The organism is Shinella zoogloeoides, from assembly GCF_030733845.1.
GTDB classification, from domain to species: Bacteria; Pseudomonadota; Alphaproteobacteria; order Rhizobiales; family Rhizobiaceae; genus Shinella; species Shinella zoogloeoides_C.
Genome location: NZ_CP132313.1, coordinates 134,683 through 152,772, shown reverse-complemented (window position 1 = coordinate 152,772; position 18,090 = coordinate 134,683). Strand labels below are relative to the sequence as shown.

Below are 18,090 nucleotides of genomic sequence, written 5' to 3'. Positions count from 1 at the left end.
GCATCGCGATCGCGCGACAACGAGTTTGGGATGCGTGGGTACCTGTCGGCCACGCACCAGCGCGCGCTTGCGGTGAATCCAGACTGGCGCGCGCCGATCTGCGCGTAGAAATCATCATAACGGCTGCCTGTTGAGAGAAGGGCCCATCGCACGCTGGAGAAACCGACGACCTGCCGGCGGCAGCATGCGGCATCGACGATGACGATCACGACGAACGCGCCGCCAGTGAGGGGGAGCCACCAGCAGCGCGTCGGGGGAGAAGCGGCAGGCGCTTAGTTGAGCGGGATGGCGTTTCCGTCCTTGCTCGCCTGGTAGACGGCGGAGAGATCGTCGTATTTGCGGCTGATGGCAGCCGCCCGCTCTTTCAGTTCCGCGCGTTGCGCTTCCGGCATCCGGTCGATCAGCGCATGGATGGATTGTCCTTCCCAGAAGGCGTTCCTGCGGTTGTAGCCGCCGGGCTCCAGCGTGAACACTTCTTTCAGGATCTTCAGGTCGTGCGGGATCGCGAAGGCATCGCGGGAATCCTCGTGGCTGAAGAAATAGAAGAAATTGTCGAAGCCGGCCCAGGTGATCGCCGAAAGGCACATCGAGCAGGGCTCGTGGGTCGAGAGGAAGATGAGATCCTTCGTGTCCGGCCGGTCGCATTGCGGCATCTCGTAGAACCGCTTCAGCGTATGCACCTCCCCGTGCCACAGGGGATTTTCCGTTTCGTTGTTGGTTTCGGCGAGAACGAGCGAGAGGTCAGATTTGCGCAGCAACGCCGCGCCGAAGACCTTGTTGCCTGCGGCGACGCCCGCTTCGGTGGTGGGGATGACGTCGTCTTCCATCGTGCCGAAAAGGGCATCGAGCAGGCGGCTTGTTTCATGTTGTTCGTGCGACATTTTTTCTCCTTTGATGTCGTGGAAAGGGGTGGTCCGGAACAGGTTCTTTGCTGAACCGGACCATGATGGGGCGAGCCGCCTAATGGGCCGCTTCCGGGATCATCGGGATCTCGATGCCCTTGGCGTCATAGAGCTTGCCGTTGAGGAAATAGTCGCCGTCGTGCAGCCGGGCGATGTCCGTGTAGCGGATCGTCCGCTCGGTTCCCGCGACGAACACCGACTGCTGGTCGGAATTGCCGGTCTTGAGGTGGTTGAACAGCAGGTTGAGCACGATCGCCATCAGCGCGGCGGAACTGATGCCGGATTGGAAGATCGTCGCGACCCAGGCCGGGAAATGCTCGTAGAAGCTGGGCGAGGCAATAGGGATCATGCCGAAGCCGATCGACGTCGCGACGATCACCAGGTTCATGTTGTTCTGATAGTCGACCTTCGAGAGGGTGCGGATGCCGCTCGCCGCCACCGTTCCGAAAAGCACGAGCCCGGCCCCGCCGAGGACGGAGCTCGGCACCGCGGCCACGACACGCCCCATGACGGGCAGCAGGCCGAGGATCACGAGGAACAGGCCGCCCGTCGCCACCACGTAGCGGCTCTTGATGCCGGTCACGGCGACAAGACCGACGTTCTGCGCGAAGGCGCTCTGGGTGAACGAGCCGAAGATCGGCGCGAGGATGCTCGACAGCATGTCGGCGCGCAGGCCGTCGCCGAGCCGGCGCGAATCCACCTTGGTCTCGACAATCTCGCCGACCGCGAGAATGTCGGCCGACGTCTCCACCAGCGTGACGACGATGACGATAAGCATGGAGATGATGGCGGCGATTTCAAACGTGGGGTAGCCGAAATGGAAGATCGTCGGCAGGGCGAAGACGGGGCCGTTCGCAACCTGCGAAAAATCGGTCATGCCGGCGACATAGGCAATGCCCGTACCGATGACCAGCGCCAGCAGGATGGACAGCCGCGAGATAGAGGCATTGCCGACCTTGCTGAGCAGGAGAACGATGGCGAGCGTCACCGCCGCGAGCTGGATGTTCGCCGGGCTGCCGAAATCGGAGGCCGTCGGGTTGCCGCCCATCGCCCAGAAAGCTGCGACCGGCATCAGCGTCAGCCCGATGGTGGTGATGACGATGCCTGTGACGAGCGGCGGGAAAAAACGGGTGATCCGCGAGAAGACCGGCGTGATCAGAAGGCCGATCAGCGAGGCGGCGATGACGGCCCCCAGAATGGACGGAATGCCCCCGTTGCCGGATATGGCGACCATCGTCGCCACCCCGGAAAACGAGACGCCCTGCACCAGCGGCAGGCGGCTGCCGAAGAAGGGAAGGCCGAGGGTTTGCAGGATGGTCGCAAGACCGCCCGCAAAAAGCGAAGCCGTCACCAGAAGGCCGATGTCGCTGGGGCTCAGCCCCGCCGCATGGCCGACGATCAGGGGAACGGCGACGATGCCTCCATACATCGTCAGAACATGCTGAAGCCCGTAGGCGATATTGGCGGCCACGCCGAGCTTTTCGTCTTCCGGCCGATCACCAGACGCGCTGTCTTCATCTGCATATGCCAAGGTAAACTCCTCCCTACCTTGCAAGCGTTTCGCTTTGGATGACGCCCCTGTCGGATCAGGCTTGTCGGCACGGCCATCGGGGCACAGGCGATGCCGGAGCCGGGCTCATGCCTGAAGCGGATGTCGCTGCCGTTTGCGGCCATGGTGACCGTGATGGGCGCGAGAAACCTGTGGGCGCGCGAGAGGGGTGGCGGGACGGGACGGGATGCAAGGAAGGGTGCCGCTCAGCCGGGACACCACCCTGCGCCATTCGGCCGGTAAGATCGGCAGCCGTGTGCGGCGCGCGCCGAAAGACGAACCCAAGACAACGACTTCACGGAAGGATGCAGCGCTCTTCATGCCCACCAGTTTCCAAGTTGAACCGGCTTTCAAGCCAGTTTCGCCGGGACCCTGTTCCAGGAGGTGCGAGCTCCGGATCGTCATCAACTTGCGTTGAACGGGGCAATGCCGAGAGGCGGATGCCTCACACTTCCCTAAGCGTGTATTCGCTTTCGAAAGCTGTCAAGAGGGGAATGCTCGCATCGCCCCCGCAGGTGAAACAGGCGAACGAGGATCCAGCCTGGATTCGCCCGTTTTCCCCCAAAAGGATGGAAAAACCGGCTGAACATTTCAATTTCGCGCGCTCTCAACACGGTTTTATCAACATAGCTGAAAGAGACCTATATCAATTCCGATAAAGTCTGATCCCTTGTCGATGCAGCAACCATCGTAACGCCGCCGTGATGGCGCGTCGGCCATAGGTTTCTTCCTCCGCTTGTGAAATTTCTTGCTTGCAGCGCGCTTGCTCAGAGGCCAAGGGCGTGCCGCTGCCGTGCCGCGAACCCCTGAATCAGCCGATCCGCCACCAAGGCGAGGATCGCCATCGATGCGCCCGCGGCGACCCCGAGCCCGACGTCACCCTGCCCGAGCGCGAGGTAGATCTGCTGGCCAAGGTCGGTGGTACCGATCAGGGCGGCGATGACCAGCATCGAGAAGGCGTAGAGGATCGTCTGGTTGAGGCCGAGCAGGATGGTCGGCGCGGAATAGGGAATCCTGACCTCGCGCATGACCTGCCATTCGTTTGCCCCGGAGGAGACGGCGGCCTCGATCAGCTCCTCCGGCGTGGAGGTGAGGCCGTGGTGCGTATAGCGGATCATAGGAACGATGGCGTAGGCGCAGATGGCGAGGAAGGCGGAGAACTCGCCGATCTGGAAGAACATCAGCACGGGGATGAGGAAGACGAAGAGCGGAATGGTCTGCAGGAAGTCGCAGACCGGGCGCATGACGCGCCAGACGTTTTCGCTGACGGCGCAGGCCAAGCCTATTGCTCCGCCGACGACCACGCAGATCAGAACCGAGGCGGCGCAAAGATAGAGCGAGAGCAGGGCGGGCTCCCAAAGCCCCATCACGAGGACGACGCTCACCATCAGGACGGCGAAGGCTGAGAGCTTTGGTCCGCCGGCAAGCCAGCCGAGGCCGCCGAGGGCGACGAGCACGAACGGCCAGGGCAGGTTGGCAATGCCGGTCACGAGGATGCCTGTCGCCACCAGCAGTGACAGACCGGCAATGGCGCGATTGCGCATGCCCAGAACAAGCGCCGCAACAGAGGCGATGCCAAAGACGGCGATGCTGATACCGCTCGTCCACTGGAAGCCCCAGGTGAAGGGTAGGACCGCTTCATCGAGGCCGATGCGCAACGGCAGGAGCACGAAGAACATGGTAGTGTTCTTTATTCCCTCGAGAAGGGCGCCGTTTGCCGCGGTGAAGGCACCAAGATAGCGATCGATCACGGCTGTTGCGCCCTTGAACACGGCGAAATCGTTTGCGGCGGGAAGGTACGGGCCCTGAAGGGCAGCAACGATGATGCCTGTGAGGAGGACCGCGACCGTGACTTTCCACGAATGCCGCTTGCGGTCCTTGGCAAGCCCGCTGCTCATGCGATCGGCAAGCACGGCGAAGATCACGATGACGACGCCGGCGATCAGGCTCTGGCCGAAGGCGGCCTTGCGCATCGTGAGCAGCACTTCCCAGCCGATATCGTTGAAGCCCCCGATAACCGCGGCAATGATCACCATGGAAAGCGCGGCCATGATGGTCTGGTTCACGCCCACCATGATCTGCTGGGTGGCCGAGGGAATTTCGACGAGGAGGAGCTGCTGGACGCGCGTCGCCCCACTCATGATGGCGGCCTCGCGAATGTCCGGCTCTACCCGCTGCAGACCGAGCAGGACGTTTCGCGCCATCGGCGGGGCGGCATAGATCACCGATGCGATGAGGCCAACGACGGGGCCGAAACCGAAGAGGAGAAGCAGCGGCGTGAGATAGGCGAAGGTCGGTACCGTCTGCATGATGTCGAGCACGGTTTCGACCGTGCGCCGGACCGAGCGGAACTCATAGGCGAACACGCCGATCAGGCCGCCGACGACGAGCGCGAGGGGTACGGAGACGACAACCAGCGCCAGCGTGTTCATGCTGGCGATCCAGTAGCCGCTGGCGAGGATGAATCCGAGCCCGGCGAGCACGAGGGCAAGCATGCGGCTGCCGCCGATGTGCCAGCCGAGCGCGGCGAGGATACCGATCGTCAAGGCGTATGGCGATCCCACGAGAAGCCGGTTCGCGCCGGCCATCGGATATTCGAGGAGCTTGGCGGCGAGCCGAGCGGCGGGTTTCAGGAACTCGAAAGTCGCCGTAAGGCCACTGCCGATCCATGCGGTCGCCGGCAGCGTCAGCGCCTGGGGCCAGGTCTTGATCCACGCCTGGCTGGGCGCGAGCAGAAGACAGGCTGCACCGACAAGCACGCAGAGAAGTGCGACCCGGACGCCCGGCGTCAGGCCTTTCAGTCGCGCCGCCGCAACCTCGTTGTTGTTGCTCGCCAAACCCACGGCTCCACTTGCGCTGATTCCGATCATGTCCGCTCCGCCTGGAGCGCACCGGCCAATTGGCTCGGGTGGACGATGCCGGCCATCTTGCCGTCGCGCCCCCAAACGGGCACGGGCTGGTAGAGCGCCATGCAGGAGGCGAGCGCGTCGTCGATCGTCATGTCCTCTTCGATCTTCGGATCGTCGGGCATTTTGGGCAGCGTCTCGGGCATGTTCATCATGGCGCTGACATGCGAATAGCGGCCTTTGGGCACGTCGCGCGTGAATTCTCGGACATAGTCGTCCACCGGGTTGACGATGATCTCGTCCGGCGTGCCGATCTGCACGACGATGCCGTCGCGCATGATGGCGATACGGTCGGCGAGCTTCAGGGCCTCGGTGATGTCGTGCGTGATGAAGACCGAGGTCTTCTGAAGCCCCGCCTGGAGTTTCAGGAACTCATCCTGAAGCTGCCGCCGGATGAGCGGGTCGAGGGCGGAATAGGGCTCGTCGAGGAAGAGCAGGTCGGGGTTGACGGCGAGCGCCCGGGCGATGCCGACGCGCTGGCGCTGGCCGCCTGAGAGCTCGCGCGGAAAGGCATCCTCGCGGCCGGCGAGGCCCACAAGTTCCAGCATCTCCAGCGCACGCTTGCGCCGGTCCGGCCGGTTGAGGCCCTGCATCTTCAATGGAAAGCCGACATTGTCCGCCACCGTCATATGCGGGAAGAGGCCGAAATGCTGGAAGACCATGCCCAGCTTGTTGCGCCTCAGCTCGATCAGCCGCTGCTTGCTGGCCGTCAGGATGTCCTCTCCGTGGATAAGGATCGACCCGGCGGTTCCCTCGGCAAGGCGGGAGATGGTGCGGATCAGCGTGGACTTGCCCGACCCGGACAAGCCCATGATGACGAAGACCTCTCCTTCACGGACGTCGAAGGTGACGTCCTGAACGGCGGGAACGAGGCCGCGCTCGCGCAACAGCGTGGCTGCAGCGCGCGCGTCATTCCCGGTTTCCGCGAGCGCCCGTTTCAGTTGTTCGCGCGCATCCGCGCCATAGACCTGCCAGACGCCCTCGCAGGAGATGGCCGCAGGAGAGGAGGGTTGGGACATGAGGCGCCCTCCTTACTTCGTTGCGGCTTCTACGATCGGCTTCCATGTATCGGCATTGGCTTCCAGCCATTCGGCCGTGACGGCTTCGGTCGGCTTTCCATCCACATCGACAGCGCCCATGAGCGGCTGCTGCTGTTCGGTTGTGAGGGTGAAGTTCCTGAGGATCTCGTAGGCCGCCGGCCACTTGTCCTTCAGGCCCGGCCAGGCGGCCTTGAAGACGCGCGTCGGGATGAAGTCGCAGTCGCCGGTGGCGTCCTTGTTCGGGCCGTAAGCCGGATCGTCGTAGCACTCCTGGGTGCCCTTCGGCAGCTCGACGAATTTCAGGTCGAATGCGGCAATCGCCCAGTGCGGCTGCCAGAACACCGCGATGAGGGGCGTCTTGCGCTCGGCCGAAGCGCGGAACTCGGCGACGAGCGCGCCTTCCGAACCGGCGGGCAGCGCCTTGAAGGGAAGGCCGAGCGCCTTGATGCGGTCGGCGCCGGGTGTGCCCCATTCGCCCGGATAATCGACGAGGCGTCCGTTCGGCAGCGTCTCGGCGGTGGCGAAGGCGGTCGCACAGGCCTTCAGCGCTTCCCAGGCGGGCAGGCCGGGACAAAGCTCGGCGACATGCGGCGGATAGACGAAGCCTTCGCGCGCTACGAGGCCGAGTTCACCGAGATCCTCGACCTTGCCCTCCTTGTTGAGCTGGCGATACTGGTCGGTGACATTGGAGCCCCAGACTTCCATTGCAGCGTCAAGCTGTCCCTCGGAAACGGCCTGCCACATGTTCTGGTATCCGGCGGTGACATATTCGACCTTGTAGCCGGCCGTCTCCAGCATGTGACCGGCAATGCGGGTCGTGATCTGCTGGCCCGTCCATTCGTTGACGGCGAGCTTGATAGGCTCATCCTTCGCGCCGAGTTCGGCGGCCTGGAGCGAGGTTACAGACAGCGCCGCGAGGCAGGTCGAGATGCCGAGCTTGTAGATATTTCGCATTGTCACTCTCCCGGTGTTTTAGTTCCCGGTGAAAGTGTTGCACAAAGCGACCGGCTGACTTAACCATTCACGCCATCGATTTTACATATTTGGACGGCGCCCCAGATGGACAAGACCGCGATCCAGATTCACATCCTCGTCACGCCGAATTTCAATCTGGCCGCAACGACTGCATTTATAGACCCGTTCCGCGCCGCGAATTATCTCGAAGGCGTCACCCGGTTCCGCTGGGTTCTGGCCTCGGCGCCTGGCGGTTCGTGTCAGGCAAGCAACGGCTTGACGGTGGAAACGCGCAAGCTCGCCGATATTCAGAACGATCCGTCCGATATCGTCGTCATGTCGGCGAGCTGGACGCCGGAAACCGGCAAGACGCCTCAGCTCCTCGCCGCGCTTCGAAAATGGGCGCGCGCCGGCAGCATCATCGGTGCGCTCGATACGGGAGCCTTCATCGTGGCGGATGCCGGGCTGCTGCGCGGCCATCGGGCGACCGTGCATTACGAGCATATCGATGCCTTCAGGGAACTGCATGGCGACGTCGATGTCTCAGAGGACATCTTTGTGCGCGACGAGAAGCGCTTCACCTGTTCGGGAGGGATCGCCTCGGCGGATATCGCGCTGCATATCATAAGGGCGATTTCCGGCGATGCGCTCGCCAACGCCTCGGCCCGCTATATCTTCCATCCGTCCCTACGCCCGGCGGGCACCTCTCAAAACCCGGCAAATTCGGAGCCGCTCGGCACGCATGTCCCCAACACGATCCGGCAGGCGATCATCGTCATGGAGCAGCATCTCGAAAATGCGCTGTCGATTCCCGAGATTGCGGACGAAGTCGAGATTTCCCACCGCCAGCTCAACCGGCTGTTCATGCGCTATGTCGGGAAATCGCCGGCCATCTATTATCGCGATATCCGGCTGGACCGCGCCCGCGGCCTCGTCACTCAAACGGACATGCCGATGTCGGAGATCGCGATCGCGTCCGGGTTCGCAAGCCAGGTGCATTTCAGCCGTGCCTACCGCGAGCGCTTCGGCCTGTCGCCGCGCACCGACAGGGTCGATGGTCGAATCCCGTTCGAATTCCGTGCCTGGCCCATGCATCGCAAATCCGGCGGCACCTAGCAGCGGCGAAAAAAGCTAAACCGATGGCGTACGGCGCATAGAAAGGGGCTCCGGTTGGCGGGAAGCTAGGTCATCGTGAAGGGCAGCAACACGTTGCCCCGGACCTGGGAGACGCCGCCATGACATTGCTTCCGTCGAAGGACGAGTTCGCCGCCATCCAGAAGGGCTATTCGCCGAACGCCTCTCGTTCGTTGTCGCTGAATGCCGCCGCCTACACCGACCCGCGCTGGTATTCCGTCGATCTGCAGGAGATCATCGCCAAGACATGGCAATGGGTCTGTCATGTCGAGAAGGTTCGGGAGCCCGGCCGCTATGTGACGGTCGAAGTCGCCGGTCATCCGATCGCCGTGGTCCGCGACCGTGAAGGCGTGCTGCGGGCCTTCTACAATGTTTGCAAGCACCGCGCCCATGCGCTTCTGGAGGGCGAAGGCCAGTCCACGCGTATCATGTGTCCCTACCATGCCTGGGTCTATCGCCTTGACGGTCAGTTGGTCCGCGCGCCGCACACCGAAACACTGGAAGAGTTCGACACCAAGGAAATCTGTCTCGACCAGGTGCAGGTCGAGGAGTTCTGTGGCTTCATCTACGTCAACCTTGACCCGAACGCGCCGTCGCTGAAGGCGCAGACCGGTGATCTCGAAACCGAGATCCGCCATTGGGCGCCCGATATCGACAAGCTCACCTTCGCGCGGCGCCTGACCTACGACATCAAGTCGAACTGGAAGAACGTCGTCGACAACTTCCTCGAATGCTACCACTGCCCGACGGCGCACAAGGATTTCTGCACGCTCGTCGACATGGACACCTACAAGGTGACGACGCACGGCATCTATTCCAGCCACATGGCGGACGCCGGCAAGAACAGCAACAGCGCCTATGACGTCTCGAATGCGACCGTGACGACCCACGCCGTCTGGTGGCTGTGGCCGAACACCTGCATCATGCGCTATCCCGGCCGCTCCTCGATGATCATCCTCAACATTATCCCGGCTGGTCCCGACCGCACGCTCGAGACCTACGACTTCTTCCTGGAAGACACCGAGCCGAACGAGATGGAACTTCAGACCATCAAGTATCTCGACGAGGTGCTTCAGGTCGAGGACATCAAGATCGTCGAAAGCGTCCAGAAGGGCATGAACACGCCGGCCTTCACGCAGGGCCGTATTGTCAACGATCCTGATGGCTCGGGTCAGTCCGAACATGCCGTGCACCACTTCCACGGCCTTGTCCTCGACGCCTACGCGAAGACCGCGGCGTAAGCGGAAAGGGAGGCATCGGGATGGTTGGACGCCTTGAAGGAAAAGTCGCGCTCGTGACGGGCGGGCGCGGCGGCATAGGCCGGGCGATCTGCGCGCGGTTTATCCGGGAGGGGGCGACGGTCTACGCCGCCGACCTCTCCGATGCCGGAAGCATGGGCGTGGCGCTGGCGAACGACGGCCGTTTCGTCCGCCTCGACGTCACGGCCGAAGACGAGGCCATTGCGGCGATGGCCGAGGTGGAGCGCACTTCCGGCAAGCTCGATATCCTGGTCAACGCCGCCGGGATCGAGCTTGAGAAGACGATAGAACACACGACCCTGGAGGAATGGAACCGGAGCTTCGCCGTCAACGTGACAGGCACCTTCCTCGCCGCCAAGCATGGCCTGCGGTTGCTGCGCCGAGCCGCTGCCGGCGGGACTACCGCCTCGATCATCAATTTCGGCAGTTATGACGGGTTCATCGCCGATCCCGGTCTTGCAGCCTACTGCGCCACGAAGGGCGCGGTGCATGCGCTGACCCGCGCTATGGCCGTCGACCACGGGCCGGAGGGTATCCGCGTCAACGCCATCTGCCCCGGCTATGTCGATACGCCGATGTTGCAAAGCTTCTTCTCCGGCGCCGGCTCGGGCGGCAAGGGCGGCACGATCGACAGCCTGAAGGAGGCGGTTCGCAACGTTCATCCGATCCGCAACTACGGCACGCCCGACGATATCGCCAATCTCGTGAACTGGCTGGCGAGCGATGAAGCCCGCTACGCGACCGGACAATTATGGGTGCTGGACGGCGGCCTTTCCGCTCAGGTCCAGCAAATGAGGCTCTGACATGGCAAAATCCGTCATCATCACCTGCGCTCCGACCGGCGGTATCCACACGCCCACCATGTCGGAATACCTGCCGATCACGCCGGCCGAAATCGCGACGGCCAGCATCGAGGCAGCGGAAGCCGGCGCCTCGATCATTCATCTCCACGCCCGTGATCCCGAGACGGGCAAACCCGATCCGCGCCCGGAAATCTTCCAGCAGTTCCTGCCCGTCATCAAGCAGTCCACCGACGCCGTCATCAACATCTCGACCGGCGGCGGCCTCGGCATGACGATAGACCAGCGCCTGCTGGCGGCGACGTCGGCCAGCCCCGAAATGGCGAGCCTCAACATGGGGTCGATGAATTTCGGCATCTTCCCGTTGCTCGGCAAATACAAGGAATGGAAGCACGACTGGGAGCCGAAATTCCTGGAGATGACGCGGGATTTCATCTTCCCGAACACGTTTGCGACCATCGAATATGCGCTGAAGAATCTTGGTGAGGCCCACGGCACGAAGTTCGAATTCGAATGCTACGACCTCAGCCACCTCTACAACATCAAATGGTTCATCGATCAGGGCCTGATCAAGCCGCCCTTCTTCGTTCAGATGGTGTTCGGCATCCTGGGCGGCGTCGGCGCCGACCTCGAAAACCTTGTCCACATGCATAAGATCGCCGACAAGCTCTTCGGCCCGGAAAATTACGAATGGTCCGTGCTGGCCGCCGGTCGCCACCAGATGCCGTTCGCGACGCAGAGCGCGCTGCTCGGCGGCAACTTGCGTGTCGGTCTTGAGGACAGCCTGTTCATCGGCAAGGGCGAGCTTGCGACCTCCAACGCCCAGCAGGTGCACCGAATCCGTGAGATCGTGGAACGGCTCGGCCTGACCGTCGCAACGCCCGCCGAAGCCCGTGAGCGGCTTGGCCTCAAAGGCGGCGACAAGGTCGGTTTCTGATGCAGAAGAACCTCTTCATCAACGGTGCCTTCGTCCCGGGCGGCGGCGAGGCGATTGCCATTCTCGACCCCGCGACGGGCAGCGAAGTTGTCACCATCAACGAGGCGACCCCGGAGCAGGTGGATGCCGCGGTGGCGGCGGCGTCTTCCGCGTTCGACAGGTTTTCCCGCACCACGCCCTCCGAGCGTGCGAGCATTCTCCTGAAGATGGCCGATGTGCTGGAGCGGAACAGCCGGGAACTCGCCGAACTGGAAAGCCTCGACGTGGGCAAGCCGTGGCCATCCGCGTATGACGACGAGATGCCGCTGACCATCGACACGTTCCGCTTCTTCGCGGGCGCTGCGCGGACGATGACCGGGCCGGTTGCCGGGGAATATGTTTCCGGCCATACCAGCATGATCCGTCGCGAGGCTGTTGGCCCTGTGGCCGCCATCACGCCCTGGAATTACCCGCTGATGATGGCGGCCTGGAAGATCGCCGCGGCGATTGCGGCCGGCTGCACGATTGTCCTGAAGCCTTCGGAGATCACGCCGCTTTCCACGCTGAAGGTGGCGGAACTCTTTGCCGACCTTCTTCCCAAGGGCGTCTTCAACGTCGTCCATGGCCGGGGCGCAACCATCGGCGGCAGGCTGATGAACGCGCCGCAGATCGAGGCGATTGCCGTCACCGGCTCGCCCGCGACGGGCATGGCCGCGATGAAGGCTGCCTCGCAGCAGATCCGCCACGTCCACTTGGAACTTGGCGGCAAGGCTCCCGTCATCGTGTTCGACGATGCGGATGTGGACGCGGTCGCGCAGACGATCCGGTACGGCAGCTTCTTCAATGCCGGGCAGGATTGCGCGCAGCCGTGCCGGATCATGGTACAGGACGGCCTGTACGATGCGCTCGTCGCCGCCGCCGCGCGTGAGGTCGGCGAAATCCGTATCGGCGCCCAGAAGATCGAAGGCACGCAGATGGGGCCGGTGGTCTCGGCCATTCAGGCGGATCGCGTCGCAGGCTTCGTCGAGCGCGCCCGCAAGAGCTGCGAGATCGTTGTCCGCGGCGAGCGCGGCGAAGGGCAGGGCTTCTTCTACAAGCCGACAGTCATCGCCAATGTCGACAACGATGCCGAGATCGCCACGAACGAGGTCTTCGGCCCCGTCGTCACCATCTCGCGTTTCTCGGATGCCGACGAGGCACTGTCCATCGCCAATGCCGGCCGCTACGGCCTCGCCTCGTCGGTGTGGACGCGGGACGTCGGCCGGGCGATGGATGTGACGAGCCGCCTGCGTTACGGCTTCACGTGGGTCAACACCCACGGCGTCGCCACGCCGGAAATGCCCTGGTCCGCCATGAAGGGATCAGGCACGGGTTGCGACATGTCCATCCATGCACTGGACGCCTATACGTCGGTTCGACACGTCATGATCTCGCACGGATAGGGGCGAAGGATGGTAGGAGCAAAACGCAAGATCGCGATCGTCACCGGCGGCGGCCGGGGTATCGGCCGCGCCATCGTTGAACGGCTGCGGCGGGATGGGGCGACCGTCGTGACCTGTGGACGCGGCGAGCGCCCGGCGGATCTTCCGGCCGATGTCATCTGGATGACGGGCGACGTCTCCAAACCGGAAGACGCCAGGCGCATCGTCGCCTGCGCGGCGGAGCATGGCGATATCGGCGCGCTCGTGAACAATGCCGGTGTCCAGATCGAGAAAACGGTGCCTGAGACGACGGACGCCGAGTGGGACCAGCTCGTCGGCATCAATTGCCGGGGCGTCTTCAACATGTGCCGCGCAGTCCTCCCACTGATGGCGGAAGGTGGCGGCGACATCGTCAATCTCGGCTCGATTTCCGGCATGGTGGCTGATCCGTCGATGGCGATTTACAACGCCTCGAAGGGCTTCGTTCACAGCCTCACGCGATCGATCGCCGTCGATCATGGCCCGAAGGTGCGCTGCAACGCCGTCAGCCCCGGCTGGATCATGACCGAGATGGCGGAAAGCGGCTTTGCCTTGGCAAGCGATCCGGAAAAGGCGCGCGCCGATTCCATCGCCCGCCATCCTGCCCGCCGTTTCGGCAAGCCGGAAGACGTCGCGAATGTCGTCGCCTGGCTCATTTCGACCGAAAGCGCCTTCGTTACCGGCCACTGCATCACCCTCGACGGCGGCCTGACCGCCGCATCGCCCCTTCAACCAGGATTATTCTGATGACCGAATTCAAGCAAACCGCAGTACTGGGCGCCGGTGTGATCGGCGCGAGCTGGACGGCACTTTTCCTCGCCTCCGGCCGCGACGTCGCGGTCTACGACAATTCGCCGACCGTCGAGAAGACCGTCCGGGATTATGTTGCCCGCGCCTGGCCGACGCTTGAAAGTCTCAGCCTCGTGAAGGGCGGCAATCCGGATCGTATCCGCTTCTGCATGTCGGCGGCCGAAGCCGTCGAAGGTGCCTCCTTTGTCCAGGAGAATGTGCCCGAACTCATCGGGATCAAACACGCGCTCTACAAGGAAATCGAACCGTCGCTCGGCACGGATGCCGTGGTCGCAACCTCCGCATCCGGCCTCACCCTTAGCGAGATGCAGGAAGGCTGGAAAAACCCCGGCCGTTTCGTCCTCGGCCATCCCTTCAATCCGCCGCACCTGATTCCGCTGGTCGAGGTGATGGGCAACGAGCGGACGGCGGATGGTGTCGTCGAAGCGGCCGAGCGCTTCTATGGCGCGGTGGGCAAGGTCACCATTCGCGTCAACCGCGAGGTGCCCGGCCATGTTGCGAACCGCCTTCAGGCAGCGGTCTGGCGTGAGGCCATCCATCTCGTCAAATCCGGCGTCGCGAGCGTCGAGGATGTCGACAAGGCGATGTGGGCCGGGCCCGGCCTGCGCTGGGCTGCCATGGGGCCGACCATGCTCTTCCATCTCGGCGCCGGCGAGGGCGGGCTTGCCGCCTTCTGCGAACGCTATACCGACAGTTTCAATCGCTGGTGGGACGACCTCGGCGTGCTCCACCTCGACCCCGCGCTCGCCGAGACGCTGGTCGCCGGCGTCACTGAGGAAGCCAACGGCCAGTCGCCGGCGGATCTCTCCGCCCATCGTGATGCCTTGATCGCCAGCATCCAGAAGGCGATGGCGCCGCTACGCGCAAACTGAAACGGAAGAGGTGGTCATGCGTGACGAGCCAATCGACCCTTGCGCCCGTATCGTGGTGATCGGGGCGGGGCAGGCGGGTTTTACCGCCTGCGCCAAGCTGCGCGATCTGGGACATCAGGGGCCGATCACCTTGATCGGCGAGGAGGCGCATCCGCCCTACCAGCGGCCGCCCTTGTCAAAGGGCTACCTTCTCGGCGAGATCACCGAGGACCGCCTCTACTTCCGTCCGCTGAGCTTCTATGAAGAGCGGTCCATCGATCTCAGACTCTCGGCGACCGCATCGGCCATCGATCGTCACCGCAAGGTGGTCGTGCTCACCGACGGCAATATCATCGCCTACGATCGCCTCATCCTGACCACCGGCGCGCGGCCGAGGGTCTTGCCGGCGGCAATCGGCGGCAGCCTCGACGGCGTCTTCTGCGTTCGCAATCTCGCCGATATCAACGCCATGGCCGAGCATTTCCTTGAGGGGCAACGCGTGCTCATCGTGGGGGGAGGCTACATTGGGCTCGAAGCGGCGGCCGTCTCGGCCAAGCTGGGCCTGAAGGTGACGGTGATCGAAGCCGCGCCGCGCATCCTTCAGCGTGTCGCCTGCCCCGAAACCTCGGCCTATTTCCGGGGCCTGCACGACGGGAAAGGCGTCACGCTGCTCGAAGGGGCAGCACTTGAGGCGCTGGAGGGCGAGAACGGGCATGTCCGTTCTGCGCGGCTCGTCGATGGCTCCGTCCTTCCGGTCGATTTCGTCATTGCCGGCGTAGGTGTCATTCCGAATGTCGAACTGGCGGAAGCTGCCAAACTTTCCATCGACAATGGTATCGCCGTCGACGAGACCTGCCGGACCTCCGATCCGCAAATCTACGCCGCAGGCGATTGTGCCTCGTTCCCCTGGCGGGCTGGCCGGATCCGCCTTGAGAGCGTCGGAAATGCCATCGAGCAGGCTGAAGCGGTGGCGCGCTCCCTTACAGGAACACCCAGCTGCTATGATGCAAAGCCCTGGTTCTGGTCAGACCAGTACGACGTGAAGCTGCAGATTGCCGGGCTTTCGGCCGGCTATGACAATGTAGCGACACGGGTCGGTTCTGCGGGTGGCATGTCCTATTGGTACTATCGCGGCGATGAACTCCTTGCGGTCGACGCGATGAACGAGCCGAGGGTCTACATGGTCGCCAAGAGGCTGATCGAAGCCGGCAGGTCGCCGTCTGCCAAGATCGTCAGCGACCCGGCCACCGACCTCAAGGCTCTACTTTCGTAATAGCGCGCCGGAACCTATCAAGTCATGCCGGACCCAACAGCCTGTCCAGCACCATCTCGATATCATCCAGAAATCCGGTCCAGGCGCCGTCCTCGTCGATCCCGACGATGCGCAGGAGAAACAATCCTTCGACGGCAAGAAACGCAACGCGTGCGGCCTGCGCTTCGGCTGATGCCATTCCGATCCGGTCGAAGATGCCCTGATACCAATCTCGTGTTTCCTGCATGTTGGCGGGGTCCTGGAGATAGGTGATCATCAGCCCGGCCATCTTGGCATTCGGCGCCTGCTGTGAGGCGCGCATCGCGCGGATGTAGCTGCGGATCAGATCGGTGGCGCTCGATGTCTCGTCCGCATCCAGCATCGCGTCGAACTGGCTGGTCCACCGCTCGATCAACGCGCGCACCAGATCATCCTTCGAGACGAAGGAGTATTGCACGCCGCCTTTCGATATCCCGGCGGCACGCGCCAGCGCGTCGATCGTCAACGCCTTTGCACCCTCGGTTCGGACGATCTCTTCGGCAAGATCCAGGAGCTGCCCGCGGGTGATTGTCGGTTTCCGGCCCATTCTTCCCTCCGATCATTGTGTTTTCACATTGAAATCCATACGTATGTATTTATATCGGGAGCGGCAATACATTTCCGGTGAACCATGTTCGTTACCCACGCTGATCCGAGACGCTGGCTGGTCCTCATAGCCGTCATGCTCGCCTTCCTGCCGGTCGTGCTCGACATGACGATCCTGCATGTCGCCGTGCCGACGATGACCCAGGCATTGGGCGCGTCCAGCACGCAGGTCCTGTGGATCATCGATATCTACCCGCTGTTGATGGGGGGCCTGCTCGTGCCGATGGGCACGCTGGCCGACCGGGTCGGTCAGCGACGCATCCTGCTCATCGGCCTGACCATCTTCGGGGCGGCATCGGCGCTCGCCGCCTTCGCGCCGAACGCGGCGATGCTGATTGCGGCACGCATGTTGCTGGCGCTAGGCGGATCGATGATCATGCCCTGTGTTCTCGGCATTATCCGCCGTGCCTTCGAGGACGAGGGCGAGCGGGCCATGGCGCTGGGCCTCTGGGGTACGGTCGGGGCGGCCGGTGCCGCCGTCGGCCCGCTGATCGGCGGCGCGCTGCTTGAGCACTTCTGGTGGGGATCGGTTTTCCTGATCAACGTGCCGGTGATGCTGGTGGTTGCCCCCGCCTGCTATCTGCTTCTCCCGCGGGCCGAGCTTACGAGCCCGGGAAAATGGGCGATCGGCCAGGCGCTTCTGCTGATCGCCGGCATGATTTCGGTTGTCTATAGCCTCAAGGCCGGGGTCGGAGCCAAGCAGCCGCTTGCCGTCGTCATTTTGACGCTGGTCTTCGGGCTGATGATGCTGGCGCTCTTTGCGCGCAAGCAATTGCATGCTCGCGAGCCAATGCTTGATCTGGCGCTGTTCTCCCATCCCGCCATCGCAGCGGGAATGATCATTGCCATTGTTGCGAGTGGCGCATTGGCAGGCGTCGAACTGACGCTGGCGCAGGAGCTGCAATATGTCCTGGGCAAAACACCGTTTCAGGCGGGCGTCTTCATGATTCCCCTCATGGCGGCGGCTGCGGTCGGCGGACCGGTGGCAGGCTACCTGTCGAACCTCTTCGGCCTGCGACTGGTGGCGAGCCTGTCGCTGTTCGTTTCGGCGATAACGCTCGGCTTTCTCGCCATATGCGATTTTCATGATCCTGGGCTGACCGTTCCGGTGTTGCTTGCGGTGCTGGGACTGATGCTCAGTATCGGCCTCACCGCATCCTCCATCGCGATCATGGGGTCTGTCGAGGCGAGCAAGGGGGGCGCTGCCGGCTCGCTCGAGGCAACCAGCTATGAACTTGGCACCGGCCTGGGCATCTCCCTTTTCGGCGTCTTCATGTCGGCGGCATACCGGCATGCCATCACCATCCCGCAAGGGCTCGCACCCGAAGAAGCCGAACAGGCCGTCCGGTCGATCGGCGACACCTATCTGGTGACCCAACAGCTTGGCTTCGAGCAGGGAGCGGCGCTGATCGAAGCCGGCAAGGAGGCCTTTTCCTCGACCCATTCGGTCCTGCTTTCGACCGCCTCCGGCCTGATCGGCGCCCTCGCCATCCTGGTCTTCTTCATGCTGGCCAGCTATCGCGAAAAGGGCACTGCCCATCACTAGAGCATGTCAGGTTCAGATTGAACCAGACATGCTCTGAATTCTTTTGTTTTCGTTTGTCTTTTCGGT

Annotated in this window: 15 protein-coding genes and 1 pseudogene; 10 read left to right on the top strand and 6 right to left on the bottom strand. The window is 63.2% G+C overall.

What is annotated here, in order from left to right; translation table 11 throughout:
• Nucleotides 1–23 precede the first annotated feature (23 nt).
• A pseudogene (locus Q9316_RS23420) lies at nt 24–134 on the top strand (RidA family protein); the annotation flags it as partial.
• Between the two features lie 138 nt (nt 135–272).
• Here Q9316_RS23420 and Q9316_RS23415 read toward each other — a convergent pair.
• From Q9316_RS23415 to Q9316_RS23395, 5 genes are all read right to left on the bottom strand, one after another.
• Nucleotides 273–827 carry a nucleoside deaminase gene (locus tag Q9316_RS23415; RefSeq protein ID WP_371878085.1) on the bottom strand — a complete coding sequence of 185 codons (555 nt, stop codon included), beginning with the start codon at nt 825–827 and terminating at the stop codon, nt 273–275.
• Between the two features lie 133 nt (nt 828–960).
• Entirely contained in the window at nt 961–2,433 is a 1,473-nt protein-coding gene (locus Q9316_RS23410; protein WP_306036220.1) for a nucleobase:cation symporter-2 family protein, read from the bottom strand.
• Nucleotides 2,434–3,218: 785 nt separating this feature from the next.
• On the bottom strand, nt 3,219–5,321 hold the full coding sequence (locus Q9316_RS23405) for an ABC transporter permease (RefSeq protein WP_306036219.1): 2,103 nt from the start codon (nt 5,319–5,321) through the stop codon (nt 3,219–3,221).
• On the bottom strand, nt 5,318–6,376 hold the full coding sequence (locus Q9316_RS23400) for a quaternary amine ABC transporter ATP-binding protein (RefSeq protein ID WP_306036218.1): 1,059 nt from the start codon (nt 6,374–6,376) through the stop codon (nt 5,318–5,320). Before Q9316_RS23400 ends, Q9316_RS23405 begins: the two co-directional genes overlap by 4 nt.
• Nucleotides 6,377–6,388: 12 nt before the next feature.
• Entirely contained in the window at nt 6,389–7,351 is a 963-nt protein-coding gene (locus Q9316_RS23395) for an ABC transporter substrate-binding protein (protein WP_306036217.1), read from the bottom strand.
• A 105-nt stretch (nt 7,352–7,456) separates the two neighbouring features.
• Between Q9316_RS23395 and Q9316_RS23390 the strand changes: the two genes are divergently transcribed.
• The 8 genes from Q9316_RS23390 to Q9316_RS23355 all read left to right on the top strand — a co-directional run bounded on the left by Q9316_RS23390 (nt 7,457) and on the right by Q9316_RS23355 (nt 15,854).
• Entirely contained in the window at nt 7,457–8,467 is a 1,011-nt protein-coding gene (locus tag Q9316_RS23390) for a GlxA family transcriptional regulator (protein WP_306036216.1), read from the top strand.
• A gap of 119 nt (nt 8,468–8,586) precedes the next feature.
• Complete coding sequence (locus Q9316_RS23385) at nt 8,587–9,726, top strand: aromatic ring-hydroxylating oxygenase subunit alpha (RefSeq protein ID WP_306036215.1); 1,140 nt, start codon at nt 8,587–8,589, stop codon at nt 9,724–9,726.
• 20 nt (nt 9,727–9,746) lie between these two features.
• Entirely contained in the window at nt 9,747–10,547 is an 801-nt protein-coding gene (locus Q9316_RS23380) for an SDR family NAD(P)-dependent oxidoreductase (RefSeq protein ID WP_306036214.1), read from the top strand.
• Between the two features lies 1 nt (nt 10,548).
• Nucleotides 10,549–11,481 carry a 3-keto-5-aminohexanoate cleavage protein gene (locus Q9316_RS23375; RefSeq protein WP_306036213.1) on the top strand — a complete coding sequence of 311 codons (933 nt, stop codon included), beginning with the start codon at nt 10,549–10,551 and terminating at the stop codon, nt 11,479–11,481.
• The gene (locus Q9316_RS23370; RefSeq protein WP_306036212.1) at nt 11,481–12,902 is read left to right on the top strand and encodes an aminobutyraldehyde dehydrogenase; all 1,422 of its coding nucleotides are present in this window, start codon (nt 11,481–11,483) and stop codon (nt 12,900–12,902) included. Before Q9316_RS23375 ends, Q9316_RS23370 begins: the two co-directional genes overlap by 1 nt.
• 9 nt (nt 12,903–12,911) lie before the next feature.
• Nucleotides 12,912–13,667, top strand: coding sequence for an SDR family NAD(P)-dependent oxidoreductase (locus tag Q9316_RS23365; RefSeq protein ID WP_306036211.1), 756 nt, complete (start codon nt 12,912–12,914; stop codon nt 13,665–13,667).
• Nucleotides 13,667–14,602 carry a 3-hydroxyacyl-CoA dehydrogenase NAD-binding domain-containing protein gene (locus tag Q9316_RS23360; RefSeq protein WP_306036210.1) on the top strand — a complete coding sequence of 312 codons (936 nt, stop codon included), beginning with the start codon at nt 13,667–13,669 and terminating at the stop codon, nt 14,600–14,602. Before Q9316_RS23365 ends, Q9316_RS23360 begins: the two co-directional genes overlap by 1 nt.
• Before the next feature lie 16 nt (nt 14,603–14,618).
• Nucleotides 14,619–15,854 (top strand): NAD(P)/FAD-dependent oxidoreductase, encoded by a 1,236-nt coding sequence (locus Q9316_RS23355; protein ID WP_306036209.1) that lies wholly within the window; start codon nt 14,619–14,621, stop codon nt 15,852–15,854.
• Between the two features lie 22 nt (nt 15,855–15,876).
• Here the strand turns inward: Q9316_RS23355 and Q9316_RS23350 are convergent, their stop codons facing one another.
• A complete protein-coding gene (locus tag Q9316_RS23350) occupies nt 15,877–16,419 on the bottom strand; it encodes a TetR/AcrR family transcriptional regulator (RefSeq protein WP_306036208.1) in 543 nt (180 codons plus the stop codon).
• Between the two features lie 84 nt (nt 16,420–16,503).
• Here Q9316_RS23350 and Q9316_RS23345 point away from each other — a divergent pair, with 84 nt between their 5' ends.
• On the top strand, nt 16,504–18,024 hold the full coding sequence (locus Q9316_RS23345) for an MFS transporter (RefSeq protein WP_306036207.1): 1,521 nt from the start codon (nt 16,504–16,506) through the stop codon (nt 18,022–18,024).
• Nucleotides 18,025–18,090 lie beyond the last annotated feature (66 nt).

Excerpts from the sequence above, each read along its gene's own strand:
- Q9316_RS23415 (WP_371878085.1), bottom strand. The coding sequence starts at position 827 with ATGGAAGACGACGTCATCCCCACCACCGAAGCGGGCGTCGCCGCAGGC.
- Q9316_RS23405 (WP_306036219.1), bottom strand. The coding sequence starts at position 5,321 with ATGATCGGAATCAGCGCAAGTGGAGCCGTGGGTTTGGCGAGCAACAAC.
- Q9316_RS23400 (WP_306036218.1), bottom strand. The coding sequence starts at position 6,376 with ATGTCCCAACCCTCCTCTCCTGCGGCCATCTCCTGCGAGGGCGTCTGG.
- Q9316_RS23395 (WP_306036217.1), bottom strand. The coding sequence starts at position 7,351 with ATGCGAAATATCTACAAGCTCGGCATCTCGACCTGCCTCGCGGCGCTG.
- Q9316_RS23390 (WP_306036216.1), top strand. The coding sequence starts at position 7,457 with ATGGACAAGACCGCGATCCAGATTCACATCCTCGTCACGCCGAATTTC.
- Q9316_RS23385 (WP_306036215.1), top strand. The coding sequence starts at position 8,587 with ATGACATTGCTTCCGTCGAAGGACGAGTTCGCCGCCATCCAGAAGGGC.
- Q9316_RS23380 (WP_306036214.1), top strand. The coding sequence starts at position 9,747 with ATGGTTGGACGCCTTGAAGGAAAAGTCGCGCTCGTGACGGGCGGGCGC.
- Q9316_RS23375 (WP_306036213.1), top strand. The coding sequence starts at position 10,549 with ATGGCAAAATCCGTCATCATCACCTGCGCTCCGACCGGCGGTATCCAC.
- Q9316_RS23370 (WP_306036212.1), top strand. The coding sequence starts at position 11,481 with ATGCAGAAGAACCTCTTCATCAACGGTGCCTTCGTCCCGGGCGGCGGC.
- Q9316_RS23365 (WP_306036211.1), top strand. The coding sequence starts at position 12,912 with ATGGTAGGAGCAAAACGCAAGATCGCGATCGTCACCGGCGGCGGCCGG.
- Q9316_RS23360 (WP_306036210.1), top strand. The coding sequence starts at position 13,667 with ATGACCGAATTCAAGCAAACCGCAGTACTGGGCGCCGGTGTGATCGGC.
- Q9316_RS23355 (WP_306036209.1), top strand. The coding sequence starts at position 14,619 with ATGCGTGACGAGCCAATCGACCCTTGCGCCCGTATCGTGGTGATCGGG.
- Q9316_RS23350 (WP_306036208.1), bottom strand. The coding sequence starts at position 16,419 with ATGGGCCGGAAACCGACAATCACCCGCGGGCAGCTCCTGGATCTTGCC.
- Q9316_RS23345 (WP_306036207.1), top strand. The coding sequence starts at position 16,504 with ATGTTCGTTACCCACGCTGATCCGAGACGCTGGCTGGTCCTCATAGCC.